The sequence below is a fragment of the Streptomyces pacificus genome (assembly GCF_011766325.1).
Classification (GTDB): Bacteria; Actinomycetota; Actinomycetes; order Streptomycetales; family Streptomycetaceae; genus Streptomyces; species Streptomyces pacificus.
This window is the reverse complement of the sequence record NZ_BLLG01000003.1, coordinates 176,362-196,572: the sequence shown is the minus strand read 5'-3', so window position 1 is coordinate 196,572 and position 20,211 is coordinate 176,362. Positions and strand designations below refer to the sequence as shown.

Annotated in this window: 17 protein-coding genes and 1 riboswitch; of the genes, 5 read left to right on the top strand and 12 right to left on the bottom strand. The window is 71.2% G+C overall.

Annotated features, from left to right (window positions below; all coding sequences use genetic code 11):
* Window positions 1-27 precede the first annotated feature (27 nt).
* The 6 genes from SCWH03_RS06000 to ctaE form a co-directional block, all read right to left on the bottom strand.
* On the bottom strand, window positions 28-1,644 hold the full coding sequence (locus tag SCWH03_RS06000) for an aminotransferase class V-fold PLP-dependent enzyme (RefSeq protein ID WP_254076590.1): 1,617 nt from the start codon (window positions 1,642-1,644) through the stop codon (window positions 28-30).
* Window positions 1,645-1,988: 344 nt separating this feature from the next.
* Window positions 1,989-2,106: riboswitch (SAM riboswitch) on the bottom strand.
* Between the two features lie 140 nt (window positions 2,107-2,246).
* Window positions 2,247-3,332 carry an anthranilate phosphoribosyltransferase gene (gene trpD / locus SCWH03_RS05995; protein ID WP_173262984.1) on the bottom strand — a complete coding sequence of 362 codons (1,086 nt, stop codon included), beginning with the start codon at window positions 3,330-3,332 and terminating at the stop codon, window positions 2,247-2,249.
* Between the two features lie 184 nt (window positions 3,333-3,516).
* A complete protein-coding gene (gene qcrB / locus SCWH03_RS05990) occupies window positions 3,517-5,139 on the bottom strand; it encodes a cytochrome bc1 complex cytochrome b subunit (protein WP_173262981.1) in 1,623 nt (540 codons plus the stop codon).
* Complete coding sequence (gene qcrA, locus SCWH03_RS05985; protein WP_173262978.1) at window positions 5,136-6,185, bottom strand: cytochrome bc1 complex Rieske iron-sulfur subunit; 1,050 nt, start codon at window positions 6,183-6,185, stop codon at window positions 5,136-5,138. Before qcrA ends, qcrB begins: the two co-directional genes overlap by 4 nt.
* Window positions 6,182-6,991 carry a cytochrome bc1 complex diheme cytochrome c subunit gene (gene qcrC, locus SCWH03_RS05980; RefSeq protein WP_173262975.1) on the bottom strand — a complete coding sequence of 270 codons (810 nt, stop codon included), beginning with the start codon at window positions 6,989-6,991 and terminating at the stop codon, window positions 6,182-6,184. The genes qcrA and qcrC overlap by 4 nt, the downstream gene beginning before the upstream one ends.
* Window positions 6,992-7,056: 65 nt before the next feature.
* A complete protein-coding gene (ctaE, locus tag SCWH03_RS05975) occupies window positions 7,057-7,677 on the bottom strand; it encodes an aa3-type cytochrome oxidase subunit III (RefSeq protein ID WP_173262973.1) in 621 nt (206 codons plus the stop codon).
* Between the two features lie 188 nt (window positions 7,678-7,865).
* On the opposite strand from ctaE, the gene SCWH03_RS05970 reads away from it, so the two are divergent.
* Window positions 7,866-8,264 carry a response regulator transcription factor gene (locus SCWH03_RS05970; protein WP_173262970.1) on the top strand — a complete coding sequence of 133 codons (399 nt, stop codon included), beginning with the start codon at window positions 7,866-7,868 and terminating at the stop codon, window positions 8,262-8,264.
* Window positions 8,265-8,288: 24 nt separating this feature from the next.
* Here SCWH03_RS05970 and SCWH03_RS05965 read toward each other — a convergent pair whose 3' ends face one another.
* From SCWH03_RS05965 to ctaC, 4 genes are all read right to left on the bottom strand, one after another.
* Window positions 8,289-9,542 (bottom strand): L,D-transpeptidase, encoded by a 1,254-nt coding sequence (locus SCWH03_RS05965; RefSeq protein ID WP_173262967.1) that lies wholly within the window; start codon window positions 9,540-9,542, stop codon window positions 8,289-8,291.
* A gap of 129 nt (window positions 9,543-9,671) precedes the next feature.
* Window positions 9,672-10,070: a cytochrome c oxidase subunit 4 gene (locus SCWH03_RS05960; RefSeq protein WP_173262964.1), complete on the bottom strand. Its 399-nt coding sequence runs from the start codon at window positions 10,068-10,070 to the stop codon at window positions 9,672-9,674.
* On the bottom strand, window positions 10,067-11,809 hold the full coding sequence (gene ctaD / locus SCWH03_RS05955; protein ID WP_173262961.1) for an aa3-type cytochrome oxidase subunit I: 1,743 nt from the start codon (window positions 11,807-11,809) through the stop codon (window positions 10,067-10,069). Before ctaD ends, SCWH03_RS05960 begins: the two co-directional genes overlap by 4 nt.
* Entirely contained in the window at window positions 11,806-12,810 is a 1,005-nt protein-coding gene (gene ctaC, locus SCWH03_RS05950) for an aa3-type cytochrome oxidase subunit II (RefSeq protein ID WP_371872618.1), read from the bottom strand. The genes ctaD and ctaC overlap by 4 nt, the downstream gene beginning before the upstream one ends.
* Before the next feature lie 455 nt (window positions 12,811-13,265).
* Here ctaC and SCWH03_RS05945 point away from each other — a divergent pair, with 455 nt between their 5' ends.
* Window positions 13,266-14,705 carry a cysteine desulfurase/sulfurtransferase TusA family protein gene (locus tag SCWH03_RS05945; protein ID WP_173262958.1) on the top strand — a complete coding sequence of 480 codons (1,440 nt, stop codon included), beginning with the start codon at window positions 13,266-13,268 and terminating at the stop codon, window positions 14,703-14,705.
* A 380-nt stretch (window positions 14,706-15,085) separates the two neighbouring features.
* On the opposite strand, the gene SCWH03_RS05940 is transcribed toward SCWH03_RS05945, so the two are convergent.
* On the bottom strand, window positions 15,086-16,060 hold the full coding sequence (locus SCWH03_RS05940) for a carbohydrate kinase family protein (RefSeq protein ID WP_173262955.1): 975 nt from the start codon (window positions 16,058-16,060) through the stop codon (window positions 15,086-15,088).
* Window positions 16,061-16,190: 130 nt separating this feature from the next.
* On the opposite strand from SCWH03_RS05940, the gene SCWH03_RS05935 reads away from it, so the two are divergent.
* Both SCWH03_RS05935 and SCWH03_RS05930 read left to right on the top strand, forming a co-directional pair.
* Window positions 16,191-16,421: a hypothetical protein gene (locus SCWH03_RS05935; RefSeq protein WP_173262952.1), complete on the top strand. Its 231-nt coding sequence runs from the start codon at window positions 16,191-16,193 to the stop codon at window positions 16,419-16,421.
* A 114-nt stretch (window positions 16,422-16,535) separates the two neighbouring features.
* On the top strand, window positions 16,536-18,125 hold the full coding sequence (locus tag SCWH03_RS05930) for a hypothetical protein (protein WP_173262949.1): 1,590 nt from the start codon (window positions 16,536-16,538) through the stop codon (window positions 18,123-18,125).
* Window positions 18,126-18,254: 129 nt separating this feature from the next.
* Here SCWH03_RS05930 and SCWH03_RS05925 read toward each other — a convergent pair whose 3' ends face one another.
* The gene (locus SCWH03_RS05925; RefSeq protein ID WP_173262946.1) at window positions 18,255-18,611 is read right to left on the bottom strand and encodes a HesB/IscA family protein; all 357 of its coding nucleotides are present in this window, start codon (window positions 18,609-18,611) and stop codon (window positions 18,255-18,257) included.
* A gap of 304 nt (window positions 18,612-18,915) precedes the next feature.
* On the opposite strand from SCWH03_RS05925, the gene nadA reads away from it, so the two are divergent.
* Complete coding sequence (nadA, locus tag SCWH03_RS05920; protein ID WP_371872617.1) at window positions 18,916-20,136, top strand: quinolinate synthase NadA; 1,221 nt, start codon at window positions 18,916-18,918, stop codon at window positions 20,134-20,136.
* Window positions 20,137-20,211 lie beyond the last annotated feature (75 nt).

The window sequence follows — 20,211 nt, the reverse complement described above, 5'->3', positions numbered from 1 at the left end:
CGCCCGCCGGCGCGCGGGGCCCGCCGCTCACACGGCGGGCACGCAGCGCCCGTCCTCGGTGCGGTAGCTCCACCGCGCACCGTCGCGCACCAGCTCCCCGACCGCGCGGACGAACCGCTCGACGTGCTCGTCCGGCGTACCGGCACCGAAGCTGACCCGGATCGCGTTCAGCGGCCTCCCGGCGCCCTCCGCCGAGTCGCCCCCCGGGGCGGCACCGCACTCGCCGGGCTGCCGCGGGTCGCCGCCCAGCAGCGTGCGCACCAGCGGGTGGGCGCAGAAGAGTCCGTCGCGCACGCCGATGCCGTACTCGGCCGACAGCGCGGCGGCGAAGTGCGAGCTGCTCCAGCCCTCCACGACGAAGGAGACGACGCCGACCCGGGCGGGGGTCCCCCCGGCGGGAGTCGAGGAGGAGCCGTCGCCGAACAGCGACAGCACCCGGACCCCGGGTACCCCGGCGAGCCCGGCGAGGACCTTCTCGACGAGCTGCTGCTCGCGTTCGACGAGGGTGTCGAACCCGGCCTCCGTCAGCGCCCGGCACGCGGAGGCGATCGCGTAGACGCCGATCACGTTCGGCGAGCCGGCCTCGTGGCGGGCCGCGGTGGTGTGCCACTCGACGTCCACGCCGCCGCCGGCGCGGCGCGACACCTTGCGCGAGGCGCCGCCGCCGGCGAGGTACGGCTCGGCCTCCCGGAGCCAGTCCGCCCGCCCTGCGAGCACACCCGACCCGAACGGCGCGTACAGCTTGTGCCCCGAGAAGGCCACCCAGTCGACGCCCGAATCCCGGACGGAGACGGGATGGTGCGGGGCGAGCTGGGCGGCGTCCAGCACGATGCGCGCGCCGTGGGCGTGGGACACGGCCGCCAGCTCCCGCACCGGCCACAGCTCGCCGGTCACATTGGACGCACCGGTCACACAGACCAGGGCGGGGACGCCGAGGTCCCGGCCGGCGAGCGCCGACTCCAGCGTCAGGACCGCCTGCCCCGGGGTGCGCGGGGCGTCCAGACAGGTGACCCGCGCGTTCGTCCAGGGCAGCAGGGCGGCGTGGTGCTCGGTCTCGAACACGAAGACCTCGCAGCCGTCGGGGAGCACCCCGGCCAGCAGGTTCAGCGAGTCGGTCGTCGACCGGGTGAACACCACCTGGTCGTCCTCTCGGCAGTCCAGGAACTCGTGCACGGTGGCCCTGCTGCTCTCGAACAGGTCGGTGGACAGCTGGGAGAGGTACCCGGCGCCGCGGTGGACGCTGCCGTAGTACGGGGCGTACGCGGCGACGTCGTCCCACACCCGCTGCAGCGCCGGGGCGCTGGCCGCGTAGTCGAGTGCGGCGTAGGCGACCTCGCCGCCGGTCACGAGCGGGACGGTGACATCCCGGCCGAGGACCGGCAGCGGAGCGCCGCAGGAGTGCACGTCCCCGCCGGCGGCGGATCGCGCCGGCGAGGCCGAGGCCGTGCCGGCGGCGCCGGCCAGGGCACGGGCGGAACCGGACCCGGAGCCGAAGGCGCGGGCGGGGGCGCCGCCGGCTCCGGACCCGGTGGCGTGGGCGGGGGCCGTACCTGAGGTGGTGGCAGTGGCGGTGGCGAGGGCATGGGCATGGGCGGAGTCGGAGGCGGCGAAGGAGGTGTCGATGGTGTGGAGGCGCACGGACATGGCGGTGTCTCCCTGCGGGTGGGGGCGAACTGGCGTGGGGCACCCGCACAGCGCGACGGCGGCACTCGACGGCCGCTCCGCGCGGGGGTGTTGCCTCGACGCACGGCCAGGCGGCCTGCGGAGGGGGGAAAGGGCCGGCGGCCCTGCGCCGTGTCGGCGGGAGTCCCGCCCGCCGACAGGGGCGGGCGGCGCTCGCGGACGCGGCCCAGGGCGTGTTGCGGGAGTCCCGCCCATCCTGCGGGCGGAGCTCCTTCCGCAACACGCCCTAACGCATTCGCTTGCTCACGAGAAGGCTCCCTCGAGGACCAGGACCCCAGGGATGCGACATGCACCGATGTCCGCGGGGTCCGCGCTTGCCGCCGGCCTTGCTGCCTGCGGCCTGGTCTTCACCCGGGGCACCCCGCCACGGACGGAGGGTTGCCGGACAGCGGGCCGGGGCCGTCGTCGCTGTCACTCATGACCTTGGGAGGCATCCTGCCACACGTGCCGTGGCGTGCAAGGCGCGGTCCGCCATCCGGACGCCCTGCACCGCCCGGTCCTGCACCGCTCGCCCGGCCCTGCACCGCCCGGCCCTGCACCGCCCGGTCCTGCGACGCCCTGCCTCAGGCGTGGCTCGCCGCCACCCACCGGTCCAGCACGCGCCGCGCCGCGCCGGAGTCGAGGGACTCCGCGGCCCGCGCCATACCGGTCCTGATCTGCTCGACGAGATCGCCCTCGCCGTTCCCGAGCGCGGCCAGCGCCGCCGCCGAGTTCAGCAGGACGGCGTCCCGTACGGGACCGTGCTCCCCGGCGAGGAGCCGACGGGCGACATCGGCGTTGTACGAGGCGTCGGCGCCGCGCAGTGCCTCGACCGGGACGAGTTCGACACCCACGTCGCGGGGGTCGAAGGACTCCTCGCGCACGACGCCGTCCCGGACGATCCACACCCGCGAGGTCGCGGTGGTCGTCAGCTCGTCCAGGCCGTCGTCGCCGCGGAAGACCAGTGCACTGGAGCCGCGGGCGGCGAGCACACCGGCCATGATCGGCGCCATCCGGGCATCCGCCACACCCGTGGCCTGGGCTTGCACCCGGGCGGGGTTGGTGAGCGGTCCGAGGAAGTTGAAGGTCGTGCGGATGCCGAGCTCCCTGCGGGCCGCGGCGACGTGCCGCAGCGCCGGGTGGAACTTCACCGCGAAGCAGAAGGTGATCCCCGCCTCGCCGGCGACCGCGGCGACCCGCTCGGGCGCCAGCTCCAGGTCGACGCCGAGCTTCTCCAGGACGTCCGACGCCCCGCTCGCGCTCGACGCGGCCCGGTTGCCGTGCTTGACCACCTTCGCGCCCGTGCCCGCCACGACGATCGCGGACATGGTGGAGATGTTCACGGTTCTGGCGCCGTCGCCGCCGGTGCCCACGATGTCGACGGTCCGGCCGGGGACCTCGATCGTGCGGGCGTGCTCGTACATCGTGCGTACGAGCCCGGAGATCTCCTCGACGGTCTCGCCCTTGGCGCGCAGCGCCACCGCGAACCCGGCGATCTGCGCGTCGGTCGCCTCGCCCCGCAGGATCCGGTCCATGGCCCAGGCGGTCGCCTCCGCGCTCTGGTCGCGCCCGTACAGCAGGGAGTCCAGTACCACGGGCCAGGAGAGGCCCGCCGCGGTGGATCGCGCTTCGCCGGGGGCACCCCCGTCTGCGGGGGTGGCAGCGCTCATGGTCCCTCCTGGGTCCGGTGCGGATGGGAATGCCCCCACCCTATCGGCCCGCGGAACGGCGAAGGGCCCCGTCCGCGGCCGGACGCTGCCGGTGCAGCGCCCGGGAACGGACGGGGCCCTTCGTGCGGCGGTCGCCGGGGGGGGTGGCCCCGGCGGTGGCGGTCGCCGCTCTCGGTGCGGAGGATCAGTGGTGGCCGTGGCCGCTGGTGATCTCCTTGTACTCCTCGACGGTCGGCTTCGCGACCTGGTTGTCCCTGCCGTAGTACGCCTTGCTCAGACGCGCCCGGAGCCGCTCGATGCGCGACACCTTCCGCTCCACGCCGTTCTCGTCGACCGTCGGGCCGACCTCGGCCGGGGTGTACTGGTAGTGGGAGGTGAGCGTGTGCAGGGCCTCCTGCGTCAACGGCTCGTGGACCTCGACGAACTCACCGTGCGGCAGGCGCTTGATGATGCCGGACTCGCGTCCGTGCAGCACCTTGTCCCGGTCGCGCCGCTGCAGACCCATGCAGATCCGCTTGGTGATGATGAAGGCCAGGACCGGTCCGGCGAAGAAGAAGATCCGGACGAACCAGGTGATGGCGTTGATGGACAGATGGAAGTGGGTCGCCCAGAGGTCGTTTCCACCGCCGACCAGCAGGACGAAGTACCAGGTCAGCCAGGCCACACCGAAGGCGGTGCGGGTCGGGGCGTTGCGCGGGCGGTCCAGGATGTGGTGCTCGCGCTTGTCCCCGGTGACCCAGGACTCGATGAACGGGTACACCGCGATCGAGGCCAGCACCAGCGGGAAGATCACCAGCGGGATGAAGACGCCCAGGACCAGGGTGTGGCCCCACAGGTTGACCTCCCAGCCCGGCATGACGCGGATCAGGCCCTCGGAGAAGCCCATGTACCAGTCGGGCTGCGCGTTGGTCGACACCTGGTCCGGCCGGTAGGGGCCGAGCGCCCAGATCGGGTTGATCGTGGCGATGGCCGAGATGATCGCGATGATGCCGAACACCAGGAAGAAGAAGCCGCCCGCCTTGGCCATGTAGATCGGCAGCAGGGGCATGCCGACGACGTTCTTGTTGGTCCGGCCGGGACCCGCGAACTGCGTGTGCTTGTGGTAGAAGACCAGGATCAGGTGCGCCACGAGCAGACCCAGCATGATGCCGGGCAGCAGCAGGATGTGGATCGAGTAGAACCGGGCCACGATGTCGCCGCCGGGGAACTCCCCGCCGAACAGGAACATCGACAGGTACGTGCCGACGACCGGGACGGACAGGATCGCGCCCTGCATGAAGCGGACACCGGTGCCGGAGAGCAGGTCGTCCGGGAGCGAGTAGCCGGTGAAGCCGGTGAACATGCCGAGGACGAACAGCAGGAACCCGAACAGCCAGTTGATCTCGCGCGGCTTGCGGAACGCGCCCGTGAAGAAGACGCGCATCATGTGGACCATCATGGCCGCGAGGAAGATCAGCGCCGCCCAGTGGTGGATCTGCCGGATCAGCAGACCGCCGCGGACGTCGAAGCTGATGTCCAGGGTGGAGGCATACGCCTCCGACATCAGCACGCCCTGCATCGGGACGTAACTGCCGTGGTACTCCACCTCGTTCATCGACGGGTGGAAGAACAGCGTCAGATACACACCCGTGAGGATGATGATGATGAAGCTGTAGAGCGCGACCTCGCCCAGCATGAAGGACCAGTGGTCCGGGAAGATCTTGCGCATGTTGGCCTTGGCGAGGGAGTAGATCCCCAGCCGGCCGTCGGCCCAGTCGGCGACACGCTCGCCGGCCGGGGCCTTCCGCTTGTCGTTCGCAGTGCTCATCCGCGCTCCCAGAAAGAGGGACCGACGGGCTCTTCGAAGTCGCCGAGCGCCTCGAGGAATCCTTCGTCATTCACACCGATCCGCAGCTGCGGAAGGGCGTGGCCGGCCGGGCCGAAGATGACGCGGGCGCCGTCGGAGAGGTCGAAGGTGGACTGGTGGCACGGGCACAGCACATGGTGCGTCTGCTGCTCGTACAGGGAGATCGGGCAGCCCACATGGGTGCAGATCTTCGAGAAGGCGACGATGCCCTCGTGGGACCACTCGAGTTCGCGCCGGTCCTTGATGTCCTCCGGCTGGATCCGGACGATCATCAGGGCGGCCTTGGCGATCTCGGTCTGGAAGCTGTGGTCGTGCTCGCTGAGGCCCTCGGGCATGGCGAAGGTCAGCGAGCCCACGGAGACGTCCTCGGGGCGCAGCGGCTCGTTGGTGTTCATGTTGATGAGCTGCTTGCCCGCGGCCCACAGGGTGTGGCGGAGCTTGTCCTCCGGCAGCGGGCCGAGGTCGCGCAGCAGCACCACGCCGGACAGCGGCACCATGGCGAGCGCGCCGAAGAGGGTGTTGCGGATCAGCTTGCGCCGGCCGAAGCCGGACTCCTCGGCGCCCGCGGCGAAGTCGGCCATCACCTTGGCCTTCACCTCGGGCGCGGCCTCGACCGGATGGCGCTCGTCCACCCGCTCCTCGTCCGACATCAGGGTGCGCGCCCAGTGGACCGCGCCCGCGCCGATGCAGAACAGGGCCAGGCCGAGGGTCAGGCCCAGCGCGAAGTTCAGCGCGCTGACGTGACCGAACGGCCAGATGTAGACGATCTTGTCGACCGGGAAGACGACGTACGACGCGATGAACGCGACCGTCGCCAGCATCGACACCGTGAACAGCAGGGCCACCGTACGCTCGGACCGCTTGGCGGCCCGCTCGTCGATGTCCTGGACCCGCGGCCGGTGGGCCGGCAGACCCGGGTCGGCGAAGGGGTCCTTCACCGCCACGGCGCCGTGTGCGTGGTCCTGCTCGGAGGACGGGGACTCTTCGGGAATGTCTTGGCTACTCATGACTTCTTGGCCTTAGCGGTGTGGGCCGCGACCCAGATGGCGGTGGCGATCAGCGCACCCATTCCGAACACCCAGGCGAACAGCCCCTCGCTGACGGGGCCGAGCCCACCGAGGCTCAGTCCGCCCGGGGTCGCCGTGTCGCCGCTGTTGACGTTCTGGACGTACGCGATGATGTCGCGCTTCTCCTGCTCCGGCATCGTCGTGTCGGGGAAGGACGGCATGTTCTGCGGGCCGGTCTGCATGGCCTCGTACAGGTGCTTCGCGCTCACCCCCTCGAGGTTGGGGGCGTACTTGCCGTCGGTCAGCGCTCCGCCCGCGCCGGTGAAGTTGTGGCACTGAGCGCAGTTGGTGCGGAAGAGCACGCCGCCGTTGGCGATGTCGGCGCCTTCGGGGCTGTACTGCGACTCGGTCGGCGTCACCGGGCCCGGGCCCAGGGAGGCCACATACGCCGCGAGCTGGTCGATCTCGGCCTGGCTGTAGATCACCGGCTTCTTCGGCATCTGGGCGCCCGGCTGCTGGGCGGGCATCCGGCCGGTGCCGACCTGGAAGTCCACGGCGGCGGATCCGACGCCCACCAGGGACGGGCCGTCGGACGTCCCCTGACCGCCGGTTCCGTGGCAGCTGGCGCAGCCGACGGTGTAGAGCTTCTTGCCCTCCTCGATGGCGAGGGACTGGGCGGTTTCATCGGCCTGCGCCTTGTCCGCGGGCGCGAACGCGGCGTACAGCCCCCCGGTGGCCGCCAGCGCGAGGAGTAGGACGACGACCGCCGCCAGCGGATGGCGTCGTCGTGCGGAGAGCTTTTTCACGGATTACCCCGGTGTCAGGATCTTCTGCGTCGGTGCTTCTGGAAGGTGTGCGGGGACGGGCCCGGCTACTTGATCATGTAGATCGTGGCGAAGAGGCCGATCCAGACGACATCGACGAAGTGCCAGTAATAGGACACGACGATGGCCGCGGTCGCCTGCTCGTGGGTGAACCTCCGGGCCGCGTACGTCCTGCCGAGAACGAGCAGGAAGGCGATGAGACCGCCCGTCACGTGCAGGCCGTGGAAGCCGGTGGTCAGGTAGAAGACCGAGCCGTAGGGGTCCGACGAGAGCGAGAGACCCTGGTGCTTGACCAGCTCGGTGTACTCGAACACCTGGCCGCCGATGAAGATCGAGCCCATCACGAACGTGATCACGAACCAGGTGCGGAGCTTCTTCACGTCACCGCGCTCGGCGGCGAAGACGCCGAGCTGGCAGGTGAGGGAGGAGAGCACCAGGATCGTGGTGTTGGTCGCCGCGAAGGGGAAGTTCAGGGCCGAGGCCTGCTCCGCCCAGTAGTCGGCACCCATCACGGATCGCAGGGTGAAGTACATCGCGAAGAGGGCCGCGAAGAACATCAGCTCGGAACTCAACCAGATGATGGTTCCGACGCTGGTGAGGTTCGGCCGATTGACCGACGGGTGCGCGTGCCCGGTTTCTACTGTCGTTGCTGTCGCCACGACCGACATTATGTCGGTCGCTTATCCAGCCCTCACTCCGGGGGGTGCCGTTCGGTGTGTCAGTGGGCCTCCTCCAGCCCGAACGGCCCAGCAAAACGGGCCGTCGAGCCGGTACGGACGGTACAGGGCGGGACCTGTGGGGAGTAGCATCCGCCTCATCGGTGCAGCCCCGAACCCCCCGACGAACCGGAGGAACGATGCAGTCGACCGCCACGGTGCTGGTGTACAGCGACAACTCCGGCACCCGCGAACAGGTGCGGCTCGCCACGGGCCGCCGGCCGGCCGCCGACGCCCCCGCGGTCGAGTTCGTCGAATGCGCGACCCTGCCCGCGGTCCTCGAGAAGCTGGACGGGGGCGGGATCGACGTGTGCGTGCTGGACGGCGAGGCGGTGCCCGCGGGCGGCATGGGCGTATGCCGGCAGATCAAGGACGAGGTCTTCGACTGCCCGCCGGTGCTGGTGCTCATGGGGCGCCCGCAGGACGCCTGGCTGGCCACCTGGAGCCGTGCGGACGCCGCGGTGACGCTTCCGGTCGAGCCGGTGGAGTTCGCGGGCGCGCTGGCCGGGCTGCTGCGCCGGCGGCGGGCCGCGGCCTGACGCCGGCGGGCCCGTCCCGTACGGTCAGACCCGGGGCCGCAGCCGTGCGCCGCCCGCGCCGGCTGCGGCGTCCCCGCTGCCCTGGAGCAGCGCGCTGCCGGTGCGCCACTCGTCCCAGTCGAGGTTCCAGTCGCCGAAGCCGTTCCCGAACGGGTCCATCGGCGCCCCGAGGCTGTTGACGACCTCGACGATGTCCCCCTCGCGCACGTTCTTGAAGAACCAGGCCGCGTGCGCGGTCGACATGCCGGTGCAGCCGTGGCTGACGTTCGCGTACCCCTGGGAGCCGACGGACCAGGGGGCGGCGTGGACGTACTCGCCGCTCCAGGTGACCCGGGTCGCGTAGTAGACGGGGAGGTCGTAGGACTCGGCGCTGCCGACCGGGATGCCGATGCTGGTACCGCGCATACGGACGAAGTACTCCTTGCCGAGCACCACCTTGACGCCGTTGCGGGTGGAGAAGCCCGGCTTGCCGGTGGTCACCGGAATGGTGTTGATCACTTCCCCGTTGCGTTTCACCGTCATCCGGTGGGTGGACGCGTCGGTGACGGCTTCCACGCGGTCGCCGATCGTCAGCTTCAGGGGCTTCGCCGGGCCTCCGTACAGCCGGTCGCCGACCTTCACTCCGTCCAGGGTGCTGTGCACCTCCACCAAGGCCCCGGCGGGCCAGTACTCCTTCGGGCGGTAGTGGAGCTTGGTGTCGTCCACCCAGTGCCAGGCGCCCTCGACCGCCGGGTCGGAGGTGACCTTGAGGGACCGTTCGACCGCCGCCCGGTCCGCCGTGGCCGCCACGGGGCTGCTGAGTTCCGCCGTGACCGGCTGCCCCACCCCGTAGGTGCCCGCCTTCGGCCCCAGCTCGATGCCGAGGAGGCGCTTCGGCGAGGCCGTCTCGAAGGTGAGGGTACGCAGGCCGGGGGCTCCGCCGCCGTTCTCCGTGGCGACGCGGACGGTGTAGCGCGTCCCGGCCGCGAGGGGGGCCGTGGAGCTCCATCTCGCGCCGTCCACGGACAGCTCGCCCGCCAGGTAGCGGCCGGCGGTGTCGACGGCGGTGACATCCGTGATCCGGCCGTCCTCGCCCTTGGCGGTGACCACCAGGGGCTTGTCCGGATCCGCCTTGGTGCCGGAGGGCGGGGCGTTGAAGGCGACCTGACGCGCCGCGTCGTACGGCCGGGCCGACAACGGGTGGCTGTCCTGGCCGCTGCACCCGGTCGTCCCCGCCCCGAGGGCCAGGGCGAGCACGGTGCAGCTCGCTGCGGTGCGCTTGCGCGGCGTGTCGTTCATGAGCACACGCTATGGAGGAACCCCCGCGGCGGCGCGCCGGGAGACTGCAAACGAGGGGCCCGGGCACCACCCTTTCGGGTAAGTGTCCGGGCCCCTGCGCGGTGGTATGCGCGGTGGTATGCGCCGCCGCTACTGGTTCTGGTTCTCCCCGCGGTAGTACTCGAAGACCCAGCCGAAGATGCCGACCAGGATCAGCGGAGCCGAGAAGTACATGATCCACCAGCCCATCGCGACGGCCAGGAAGGCCAGTGCCCCGCCGGCCGCGAGCAGCAGCGGCTGCCAGCTGTGCGGTGAGAAGAAGCCGACCTCGCCGGCCTCGTCCGCGACGTCGGCCTCCTTGTCGTCCTGCGCCATCGCGTCGACCCGCCGGGCCGTGAAGGCCAGGTAGTAGCCGATCATGATGCTCAGGCCGAACGCCAGGAACAGCGCCGTCGTACCGGCCGGCTCCTTCGACCACACGCCGTAGAGGATGGCGACGGCGAGGATGAAGACGCTCAGCCAGATGAACATCCTGCCTTGGATCTTCACTTGCCGGCCTCCTTGTCAGCGGTGATGGCACCGTGACCGGCGTGGTCGAGCTGGTCGAGAGCCGCGATCTCCGGGTGGTGCAGATCGAAGGCCGGGGATTCGGAGCGGATCCGCGGCAGGGTGAGGAAGTTGTGCCGCGGCGGCGGGCAAGACGTCGCCCACTCCAGCGAGCGGCCGTAGCCCCACGGGTCGTCGACCTCGACCTTCTCGCCGTACTTGGCGGTCTTCCACACGTTGTAGCAGAACGGGAGGATCGACAGGCCGAGCAGGAACGAGCTGATGGTCGAGACGGTGTTCAGCGCGGTGAAGCCGTCGGCGGCCAGGTAGTCGGCGTAGCGGCGGGGCATGCCCTCGGCACCCAGCCAGTGCTGGACCAGGAAGGTGCCGTGGAAGCCGATGAACAGCGTCCAGAAGGTCATCTTGCCGAGGCGCTCGTCGAGCATCTTGCCGGTGAACTTCGGCCACCAGAAGTGGAATCCGGCGAACATGGCGAAGACCACGGTGCCGAAGACGACGTAGTGGAAGTGCGCGACGACGAAGTAGGAGTCGGAGACGTGGAAGTCCATCGGGGGCGAGGCCAGGATGACACCGGTCAGACCACCGAAGGTGAAGGTGATCAGGAAGCCGATCGTCCAGAGCATCGGGGTCTCGAAGGACAGCGAGCCCTTCCACATGGTGCCGATCCAGTTGAAGAACTTCACACCCGTCGGCACCGCGATGAGGAAGGTCATGAAGGAGAAGAACGGGAGTAGCACCCCGCCGGTGACGTACATGTGGTGGGCCCACACCGTCACGGACAGGCCGGCGATCGCGATCGTCGCCGCCACCAGGCCGATGTAGCCGAACATCGGCTTGCGGCTGAAGACCGGGATGATCTCCGAGACGATGCCGAAGAACGGCAGCGCGATGATGTAGACCTCTGGATGCCCGAAGAACCAGAAGAGGTGCTGCCACAGCAGGGCGCCGCCGTTGGAGGCGTCGAAGATGTGGGCGCCGAACTTGCGGTCGGCTTCCAGCGCGAACAGGGCCGCGGCCAGCACCGGGAAGGCCAGCAGGACCAGCACACCGGTCAGCAGGACGTTCCAGGTGAAGATCGGCATGCGGAACATCGTCATGCCGGGGGCGCGCATGCAGATGATGGTGGTGATGAAGTTGACCGAGCCGAGGATCGTGCCGAAGCCGGAGAAGGTCAGACCCATGATCCACAGATCGGCCCCGACGCCCGGCGACCGGACCGCGTCGGAGAGCGGGGAGTAGGCGAACCAGCCGAAGTCGGCCGCACCGTTGGGGGTGAGGAAGCCGCCCAACGCGATGAGCGAGCCGAAGAGGTACAGCCAGTAGGCGAACATGTTCAGCCGCGGGAACGCCACATCGGGAGCGCCGATCTGCAGCGGCATGATCCAGTTGGCGAAACCGGCGAACAGCGGTGTCGCGAACATCAGCAGCATCACGGTGCCGTGCATCGTGAACGCCTGGTTGAACTGCTCGTTCGACATGATCTGCGTGCCCGGACGGGCCAGCTCGGCGCGCATGAAGAGCGCCATGACGCCGCCGATGCAGAAGAAGAAGAACGAGGTCGCCAGGTAGAGCGTGCCGATCGTCTTGTGGTCGGTGGTGGTGAGCCACTTCACGACCACGTTGCCGGGCCGCCGGCGCCGGACGGGGACCTCGTCGTCGTACGCGTCCGTACGCGAGGCGCCTGCCGTCGCGGCACCCTGGGGTTCGTTGAGGATGCTCACAGTTGGTTCTTCTCCGCATTCCGGGCCGGGTCAGACTGCGCGATGCCCGACGGGATGAAGCCGGTCTGCCCCTTCTCGGCCAGCTCCTTCAGATGCTGCTGGTAGCGCTCCGGGGAGACGACCTTGACGTTGAAGAGCATCCGGGAGTGGTCGACACCGCAGAGCTCGGCGCACTTGCCGAGGAAGGTGCCCTCCTGGTTCGGAGTCACTTCGAAGACGTTGGTGTGACCCGGGATGACGTCCTGCTTGAACAGGAAGGGGACCACCCAGAAGGAATGGATGACGTCCCGGGACGTGAGGATGAAGCGGACCTTCTCGCCCTTCGGCAGCCACAGCGTCGGGCCGGGGTTGCCGGTCTGCGGGTTCCGGGTGCCCGGGATGCCGGCGTCGTAGACGCCCTCGGCACCCTCGGGGAAGTCGGCGGTGTACCGGTCCGGAATCGCGTCCAGTTCCTTCTGTGCCGCGGCGTCACCGGTGGCCGGGTTCCCGTCCACGTCCTCCAGGTAGTTGAAGCCCCAGCTCCACTGGTAGCCGACCACGTTGATGGTGTGGGCCGGCTTGTCGGAGAGAGCCAGCAGCTTCGACTCATCACGCGCGGTGAAGTAGAACAGCACCGAGACGATGATGAGCGGAACCACGGTGTACAGCGCCTCGATGGGCATGTTGTACCGGGTCTGCGGGGGAACCTCGACCTTGGTCCGGCTGCGCCGGTGGAAGATGACGCTCCACAGGATCAGACCCCACACCAGCACGCCCACGGCGAGCGCGGCCGCCCACGAGCCCTGCCAGAGGGAGAGGATCCGGGGAGCCTCCTCGGTGACGGGGGTGGGCATACCGAGGCGGGGGAAGTCCTCCCAGGTGGGGGAGCAACCGGTGGCGGTTGCCACGATCAAGCCCGCCGTCAGCACCTGTGGCAGCTTCCGCCGCATCGGGCGCCGCGACATGGGGGTACCGCCCCCGCCGTTCGGGCGGTGGGGGAGGTCGGAGCCGTTGGGACTCACGTAGCGCCTTCCCGAGAGTCTCGCCCGCGCGGCCGGCCCCGGCCGTCACGCTGGTCGGTCGCCGCTCCCTGACGCGGGCAGGGGTTTGGATGTTTATGCGGACCAAACCCTACTGGACGCCATTTGGGGTCACGCATGGAGGGTGCCCAACGCGCCGTCCGACGACCCGAAGGGGTGGACCGGACCGTTCCGGAGGCCGTGCGGCGCCTGGCCGGAGGCCCTCCGCCGGGCTTCGACCAGCCCTCGGGGGGCGCTCCGGCCGCGCGCGGCCGGAGCACGGCCGGAGCACACCCGCGGCACCGGCCGACGACCGTTCTTCCCCGGTCGGCCGAGCGAGGGGCCGAGGCTTCCGCCGGCTCCCGGCCGAGCGCCGGCCGGAGCACGGCCGAGCCCCTACTGGGCCCCCGCCGAGGGCTTCTGACGCCTCCTTCGCGCCTGCGCGTTAGCGTGGTGACGTGCCCTACTTCGACGCCGCGTCCTCGGCCCCGCTGCACCCCGTCGCCCGGCAGGCGCTCCAGGCCTCCCTCGACGAGGGCTGGGCGGACCCCGCCCGGCTGTACCGCGAGGGCCGCCGGGCACGGCTGCTGCTGGACGCGGCCCGGGAGGCCGCGGCGGACGCCGTGGGCTGCCGCCCGGATGAACTCGTCTTCACCCCTTCGGGGACACGTGCCCTCCATTCGGGTATCGCGGGCGCGCTCGCCGGCCGCCGCCGCACGGGCAGCCACCTGGCCGTGTCGGCGGTCGAACACTCCGCCGTGCTGCACGCGGTGGAGGGCCGGCCCGTCACCGAGGTGCCCGTCGACCGCTGGGGCGCGGTCTCACCGGGCGTGTTCGGCGAGGCCCTGCGCGAGGACACCGCGCTGGCCTGCCTGCAGTCGGCGAACCACGAGGTGGGCACCGAGCAACCGGTGGCCGAGGTGGCCGAGCGCTGCCGGACGGCCGGGGTGCCGCTGCTCGTCGACGCCGCGCAGTCCCTCGGCTGGGGCCCGGTCGGCGGGGACTGGTCGCTGCTCACCGCGAGCGCGCACAAATGGGGCGGTCCTGCCGGTGTGGGGCTCCTCGCGGTCCGCAAGGGAGTCCGTTTCGCCCCTCAGGACCCGGCCGACGAACGGGAGTCGGGACGCGCCCCGGGCTTCGAGAACATCCCGGCGATCGTGGCGGCAGCGGCGTCGCTGCGGGCCGTGCGGGACTCCGCCGAGACGGAGGCCCGGCGGCTGCGGAAGCTGGTGGACCGGATCCGCGCCCGGGTCCCGCAGCTGGTGCCCGACGTCGAGGTGGTCGGCGACCCCGTGCGCCGGCTGCCCCATCTCGTCACCTTCTCCTTTCTCTATGCCGACGGGGAGACGGTGCTGCACGAGCTGGACCGGGCAGGCTTCTCGGTGTCCTCGGGCTCGTCCTGCACCAGCTCGACGCTCACCCCCAGCCATGTACTGCGCGCGATGGGCGTCCTGAGCGAGGGCAATGTGCGGGTGTCCCTGCCGGCGGGCACCGCGCAGGAGGACGTCGAGCACTTCCTCGAGGTGCTGCCCGGGGTCGTCGCCGGCGTCCGCAACCGACTGGGGGCACCGGTGGCCGGGGAGACCTCCCCGGGGTCCGCGCCCGAGTCCGTACCCCGGTCCGCGCCCGAGTCCGCGCCCGGGTCCGCATCCGGATCCGCATCCGGGTCCGGGCCCGCCTCCCTGGTGGTGGACGCCCTCGGCACGCGCTGCCCCGTCCCCGTCATCGAACTGGCCAAGGTCATCGGAGACGTACCGGTCGGCGCCACGGTCACCGTTCTCTCCGACGACGAAGCGGCCCGGCTCGACATCCCCGCCTGGTGCGCCATGCGCGGGCAGGAGTACGTCGGCCGGTCCCCGGCCCCGGCGGGAACGGCGTACACGGTCCGCCGCCGCTGAGGGGAGCACGCGGAGCACGGCGCGCACGCACGCACCCGGTCCCGCGACGGCCGGCACCCGCACGGGAGGCAGCACGCACGGACGCGGCGCGCACGCATGCCAAGGGACCCCCGCCCGTGCGGACCGCGCCCGGCAGGGCCCGGCGCGCACAGGACGGACCGACCGGGACACGGCACGCACGCGGAAACGGCGCGCGTGTGGCACGGGCGGGGGCCCGCACCACGCCGGGATGCGCGCACGTGCGCAAGGGTGCGCGGGGTGCGGTGCCCGGACGCGGCACCCCGGGGCGCCGCCGGTGAGGGCCCGGAGCCCCGGGGGCGAGCGCCCTCGGGACGCGGGACGCCACACCCGGCCGGGTGTGGCGTCCCGCGGGCGCGTGGTCAGGACAGGTGGCTGCGGACGTCGGACGCCGCTTCGTGGCCGTACGCCTTGGTGAAGCGGTCCATGAAGTGGGCTCGGCGCAGGGTGTACTCCTGGGTACCGAGCGTCTCGATCACCAGCGTCGCGAGCATGCAGCCGACCTGCGCGGCGCGTTCCGGACCGATGCCCCAGGTCAGGCCCGAGAGGAAGCCCGCGCGGAAAGCGTCGCCGACGCCCGTCGGGTCCACCTTGGACTCCTCCTCCGGGCAGCCGACCTCGATCGTCGGCTCGGACCTGTGCTCGATCCGCACCCCGCGGGAGCCGAGCGTGGTGACGCGGTGGCCGACGCGGTCCAGGATCTCCTCGTCGGTCCAGCCGGTCTTCGACTCGATGAGCCCCTTCTCGTACTCGTTGGAGAAGAGGTAGGACGCCCCGTCCAGCAGTATCCGGATCTCGTCGCCGTTCATCCGCGCGATCTGCTGGGAGAAGTCCGCGGCGAACGGGATGCCCCTGGACCGGCACTCCTCCGTGTGCCGCAGCATCGCCTCGGGGTCGTCCGCGCCGATCAGCACCAGGTCGAGGCCGCCGACCCGGTCCGCGACCGACTTCAGCTCGATCAGGCGCGCCTCGCTCATCGCGCCTGTGTAGAAGGAGCCGATCTGGTTGTGGTCGGCGTCGGTCGTGCAGACGAAGCGCGCGGTGTGCAGTACCTCGGAGATCCGCACGGACGCGGTGTCGACGCCGTGCCGGTCGAGCCAGGCGCGGTACTCGTCGAAGTCGGAGCCCGCCGCTCCGACCAGGACCGGGTCGGCGCCGAGCTGGCCCATCCCGAAGCAGATGTTGGCGCCGACCCCTCCCCTGCGCACATCGAGGTTGTCCACGAGGAAGGAGAGGGAGACCGTGTGGAGCTGATCCGCGACCAACTGGTCGGCGAAACGGCCGGGGAAGGTCATCAGATGGTCGGTGGCAATGGAGCCGGTGACTGCGATTCGCACGGCTGAGTGCTCCTGGAGGGGAGGCGGAGTTGACGGTTAACGCTACCGGGTTGCCCCGGGCCCGCCACAGGACGGAAACTACCCGATAGTAGGGCTTTTACCTGCGCATTGCCCTGCGTACGGTGCCGATATGCCGAACCCCACGTCGTCCGTCACCCGCCGCCACCGCCGTCCCGCCGGACTCGGGCAGGTCGACGCCGGCCTGGCGGAGTTGCGCGGCGACGGCGCGCGGATGGCGCCGCACTGGGTGGTGCCGCCGATGGCCGCGGCCGCCCCGGTGCCCCCTGCGCTGATCCGCGGCATCGCCGTCTCCGCCGCCTCCGCGCGGCTGGTCGGCTCGATGCCCGGGTACGGGGACTGAACGCGCCCCCGAACGCTCCGTTACCCCGCACGGCGCACTCCGGGAACCGCGCGCTCCCCGGCTCCGTCCCATGGATGCCCCCGATGAAACGGGTCCGTCCGAAGGAGCGATGCGGTGAGCAGCACAGAGCGCCCCCAGAACAGCGCCGACGGCGCCGGACGCACCGAGGGCGGAGCGGTCCGCCGTCCTCGGCGGTCTCCGCTGGCCGTCGCGTCCGTGGCAGCGGCGGTCCTGGTCGCGGGCGGTGGCGGGGCCCTGTTCGCCGCGACCGCCTCCGACGGCGGGAGCGGGGGCGGGGGCACCGCGCCGGGATCGGACCCCGAGTCCCCGCCGCCGGCGCTGGGCGGGGTCAGGGGCATCGCCCCCGGCGAGCCCGGGCCCTACGGCGTGCTGTACCGGGCGCAGGGCAGCCTCCCGGACGGCCCCGGCTCCGCCCGCCTCCACGAGCTGAACGGGACCGTCGGCAAGGCGCAGGTCGAGGCGCTGGCCGAGGCACTCGGGGTGCCGGGTGAACCGCGGCTGCGTGGCGAGGTGTGGAAGGCCGGCGCGGACGGCGATGCGGGCGGTCCGCTGCTGCAGGTGAACCGGCAGGCCCCGGGTACCTGGACGTTCAGCGCCTTCGGTCCGCCGAAGGGCGACGACTGCGCCAAGGGCAAGGACGTGTGCGGAACCCCCGCCACCGGCCCGGTCGAGCACCGGCCGCCGAACGCGTCGACGGTCGGCGAGGCTGCCGCGAAGAGGGCGGCCGCCCCCGTACTGGCGGCGCTGGGACTGGGCGACGCGAGGCTGGACGCGCGTCAGGTGCTGGGTGCGCACCGGGTCGTGCGCGCCGACCCGCTGGTCGGCGGTCTGCCGACGTACGGCTGGTCCACCAGCGTCCATGTGGCCGCGGACGGCACCGTCGGCAACGGCAGCGGGCAGTTGGTGAAGCCCGCCGCGGGCCCGGAGTACCCGGTGGCCGGTGCCGAGGAGACGCTGAAGCGGCTGAACGCGGAGCGCGCGGGCGGCGGCCCGGCGGCGGGCATCGGCGGGTGCGCGACGCCCGGACCGCTGACCGGGGGGAAACCGGCTGAGGAGAAGCCGGCCGGGGAGAACGCACCCGAAGGGAACGCACCCGAAGGGAAGGCAGCCGAGGAGCCGGCCGAAGGGAGAGCGGCCGCACCGTGCGAGCCGGGGCGCGACGCGCCGGGCCCCGCCCAGGTGGTGAAGGTCACCGGCGCCGAGTTCGGGCTGGCGGTGCACGCGGTGGAGGGGCGGCCCGCCCTCGTTCCCTCGTGGCTGTTCGCGACGGAACCGAAGGCCGGCACGCCGGGGTCCACGGTCGCCCATCCCGCCGTGGCGCCGGAGTACCTGGAGTCCGGCACCGAGGAGCCTCCCCCGCCCTCGCCCACCGCCGCGCCCTCTCCTCCCGACTCCCCGGAGCTCCCGGAGACCTCGATCCGGGCCGTGGAGTCGTATGCCGTGGCAAAGGACGGGCGCACCCTGACGCTGCGCTTCTGGGGCGGGGTGTGCAGCACCTACTCGGCGGAGGCGGAGGAGACGGGCACCGAGGTGAAGGTGAGGATCATCGTGTCCCGGCCGGACCCCGGGCGGGTCTGCATCCTGATCGCCAAGGAGCTGGCGGAGAAGGTCACGCTGGACCGACCGCTGGGTGACCGCACCGTGGTCGACACCGAGAGCGGCGACGCGGTGCCCCGCAGGTGAGTGGGTGCCGGAGGGCGGCGCCCCGAGTCCGGGGCGCCGCCCTCCGGCATCCGGCGCTTCGGCGGGCCCCGGCGGGCTCCGCCGCTCCCGTGGTCCGTCCGCTCCGGCCGTTCAGCCGCGCCGTGCGGTTCAGCTGAAGGAGTCGCCGCAGGCGCAGGAGCCCGTCGCGTTCGGGTTGTCGATCGTGAAGCCCTGCTTCTCGATCGTGTCGACGAAGTCGATGGAGGCCCCGCCGAGGTACGGCGCGCTCATGCGGTCGGTGACGACCCTGACCCCGTCGAAGTCCTTGACGACATCGCCGTCGAGCGAGCGCTCGTCGAAGAAGAGCTGGTAGCGCAGGCCGGAGCAGCCACCGGGCTGAACGGCGACCCGCAGCGCCAGGTCGTCCCGGCCTTCCTGCTCGAGCAGGGACTTCACCTTGGCCGCGGCGGCGTCGGACAGGAGGATGCCGTCGCTCACGGTGGTGGTCTCGTCCGATACGGACATCTGCTTCTCTCCCGGGTTGTACGGACACTGCTTGCCGACGTTGGCAACCGGACGGGCTCCGGATTCATTCCGGGCCGGCCCCGGTATCGGTCTGTCCCTTTCATGCTCGCACATGCGCTCCCTCCGGGGCATCGACCCGTGGACGGCTCGGCACCGGGAATTGCGTCACATCGACGCTATGGACATCGTCAAAGTGACGTGAAGCGGTTATGATAGATAGCGTCAAATAGACGAAAAGGCTCTCCGGTGCACCACGGCGAGCCATCGGAGGCGGCTCCACCGCCCCGATCGAAGAGTAGAAAGGGTGCGTGACGTGACCACCGCCCAGCCCTCCCTCACCGCGCCGGACGCAGCAGGGGGCTCCCAGGATGTCCAGCCGACTCCGCTCGCCCTGCTGCTGCTCGGCCGCGGGGCCGACCCCAGGAGCGAGCGGGGCGTCGAGTGCCCCGGCGACCTTCCCTCCCCGTCCGACCCGGACCTGGTGGAGCGCGCCCGTGCGGCGAAGGAGAAGCTCGGCGACAAGGTGTTCGTGCTCGGTCACCACTACCAGCGCGACGAGGTCATCCAGTTCGCGGATGTCACCGGCGACTCCTTCAAGCTCGCCAGGGACGCGGCGGCCCGGCCGGAGGCCGAGTACATCGTCTTCTGCGGTGTGCACTTCATGGCCGAGTCGGCGGACATCCTCACCGGCGACGACCAGAAGGTCGTCCTCCCCGACCTCGCCGCCGGCTGCTCCATGGCCGACATGGCCACGGCCGAGCAGGTCGCCGAGTGCTGGGACGTCCTCACCGAGGCGGGCGTCGCGGAGCGGACGGTGCCCGTCTCGTACATGAACTCCTCGGCGGACATCAAGGCCTTCACCGGCAAGCACGGCGGCACGATCTGCACGTCGTCGAACGCCAGGCGCGCGCTGGACTGGGCGTTCGAGCAGGGGGAGAAGGTCCTTTTCCTGCCCGACCAGCACCTCGGCCGGAACACGGCGGTCCGCGACATGGGCATGTCCCTCGGCGACTGCGTGGTCTACAACCCGCACCGGCCGAACGGCGGGCTCACCACCGAGCAGCTGCGCGACGCGAAGATGATCCTGTGGCGCGGCCACTGCTCTGTGCACGGCCGCTTCTCGCTGGACTCCGTCAACGACGTCCGCGAGCGCATACCGGGGGTGAACGTCCTGGTCCACCCCGAGTGCAAGCACGAGGTCGTCGCCGCGGCGGACTACGTGGGCTCCACCGAGTACATCATCAAGACGCTGGAGGCCGCCCCGGCCGGTTCCGCGTGGGCGATCGGCACGGAGCTGAACCTGGTACGGCGCCTGGCGAATCGTTTCGCCCCGGAGGGCAAGGAGATCGTCTTCCTCGACAAGACGGTGTGCTTCTGCTCGACGATGAACCGGATCGACCTGCCGCACCTGGTGTGGGCACTGGAATCGCTGGCGGAGGGGAACCTGGTCAACCGGATCCAGGTCGACTCCGAGACGGAGAGCTTCGCCAAGCTGGCCCTGGAGCGCATGCTGGCGCTTCCCTGACCCCGGTGGTCCTCCCGCCCGCGTGCGCGGGCGGGAGGACCACCGGGAAGCGGGGAGCCGTTCCGTCCTCCCCGG

Bases quoted from the DNA above. Each gene is read 5' to 3' on its own strand.
- SCWH03_RS06000 (WP_254076590.1), bottom strand. From the start codon at position 1,644: ATGTCCGTGCGCCTCCACACCATCGACACCTCCTTCGCCGCCTCCGAC.
- trpD (WP_173262984.1), bottom strand. From the start codon at position 3,332: ATGAGCGCTGCCACCCCCGCAGACGGGGGTGCCCCCGGCGAAGCGCGA.
- qcrB (WP_173262981.1), bottom strand. From the start codon at position 5,139: ATGAGCACTGCGAACGACAAGCGGAAGGCCCCGGCCGGCGAGCGTGTC.
- qcrA (WP_173262978.1), bottom strand. From the start codon at position 6,185: ATGAGTAGCCAAGACATTCCCGAAGAGTCCCCGTCCTCCGAGCAGGAC.
- ctaE (WP_173262973.1), bottom strand. From the start codon at position 7,677: ATGTCGGTCGTGGCGACAGCAACGACAGTAGAAACCGGGCACGCGCAC.
- SCWH03_RS05970 (WP_173262970.1), top strand. From the start codon at position 7,866: ATGCAGTCGACCGCCACGGTGCTGGTGTACAGCGACAACTCCGGCACC.
- SCWH03_RS05965 (WP_173262967.1), bottom strand. From the start codon at position 9,542: ATGAACGACACGCCGCGCAAGCGCACCGCAGCGAGCTGCACCGTGCTC.
- SCWH03_RS05935 (WP_173262952.1), top strand. From the start codon at position 16,191: ATGCCGAACCCCACGTCGTCCGTCACCCGCCGCCACCGCCGTCCCGCC.
- SCWH03_RS05925 (WP_173262946.1), bottom strand. From the start codon at position 18,611: ATGTCCGTATCGGACGAGACCACCACCGTGAGCGACGGCATCCTCCTG.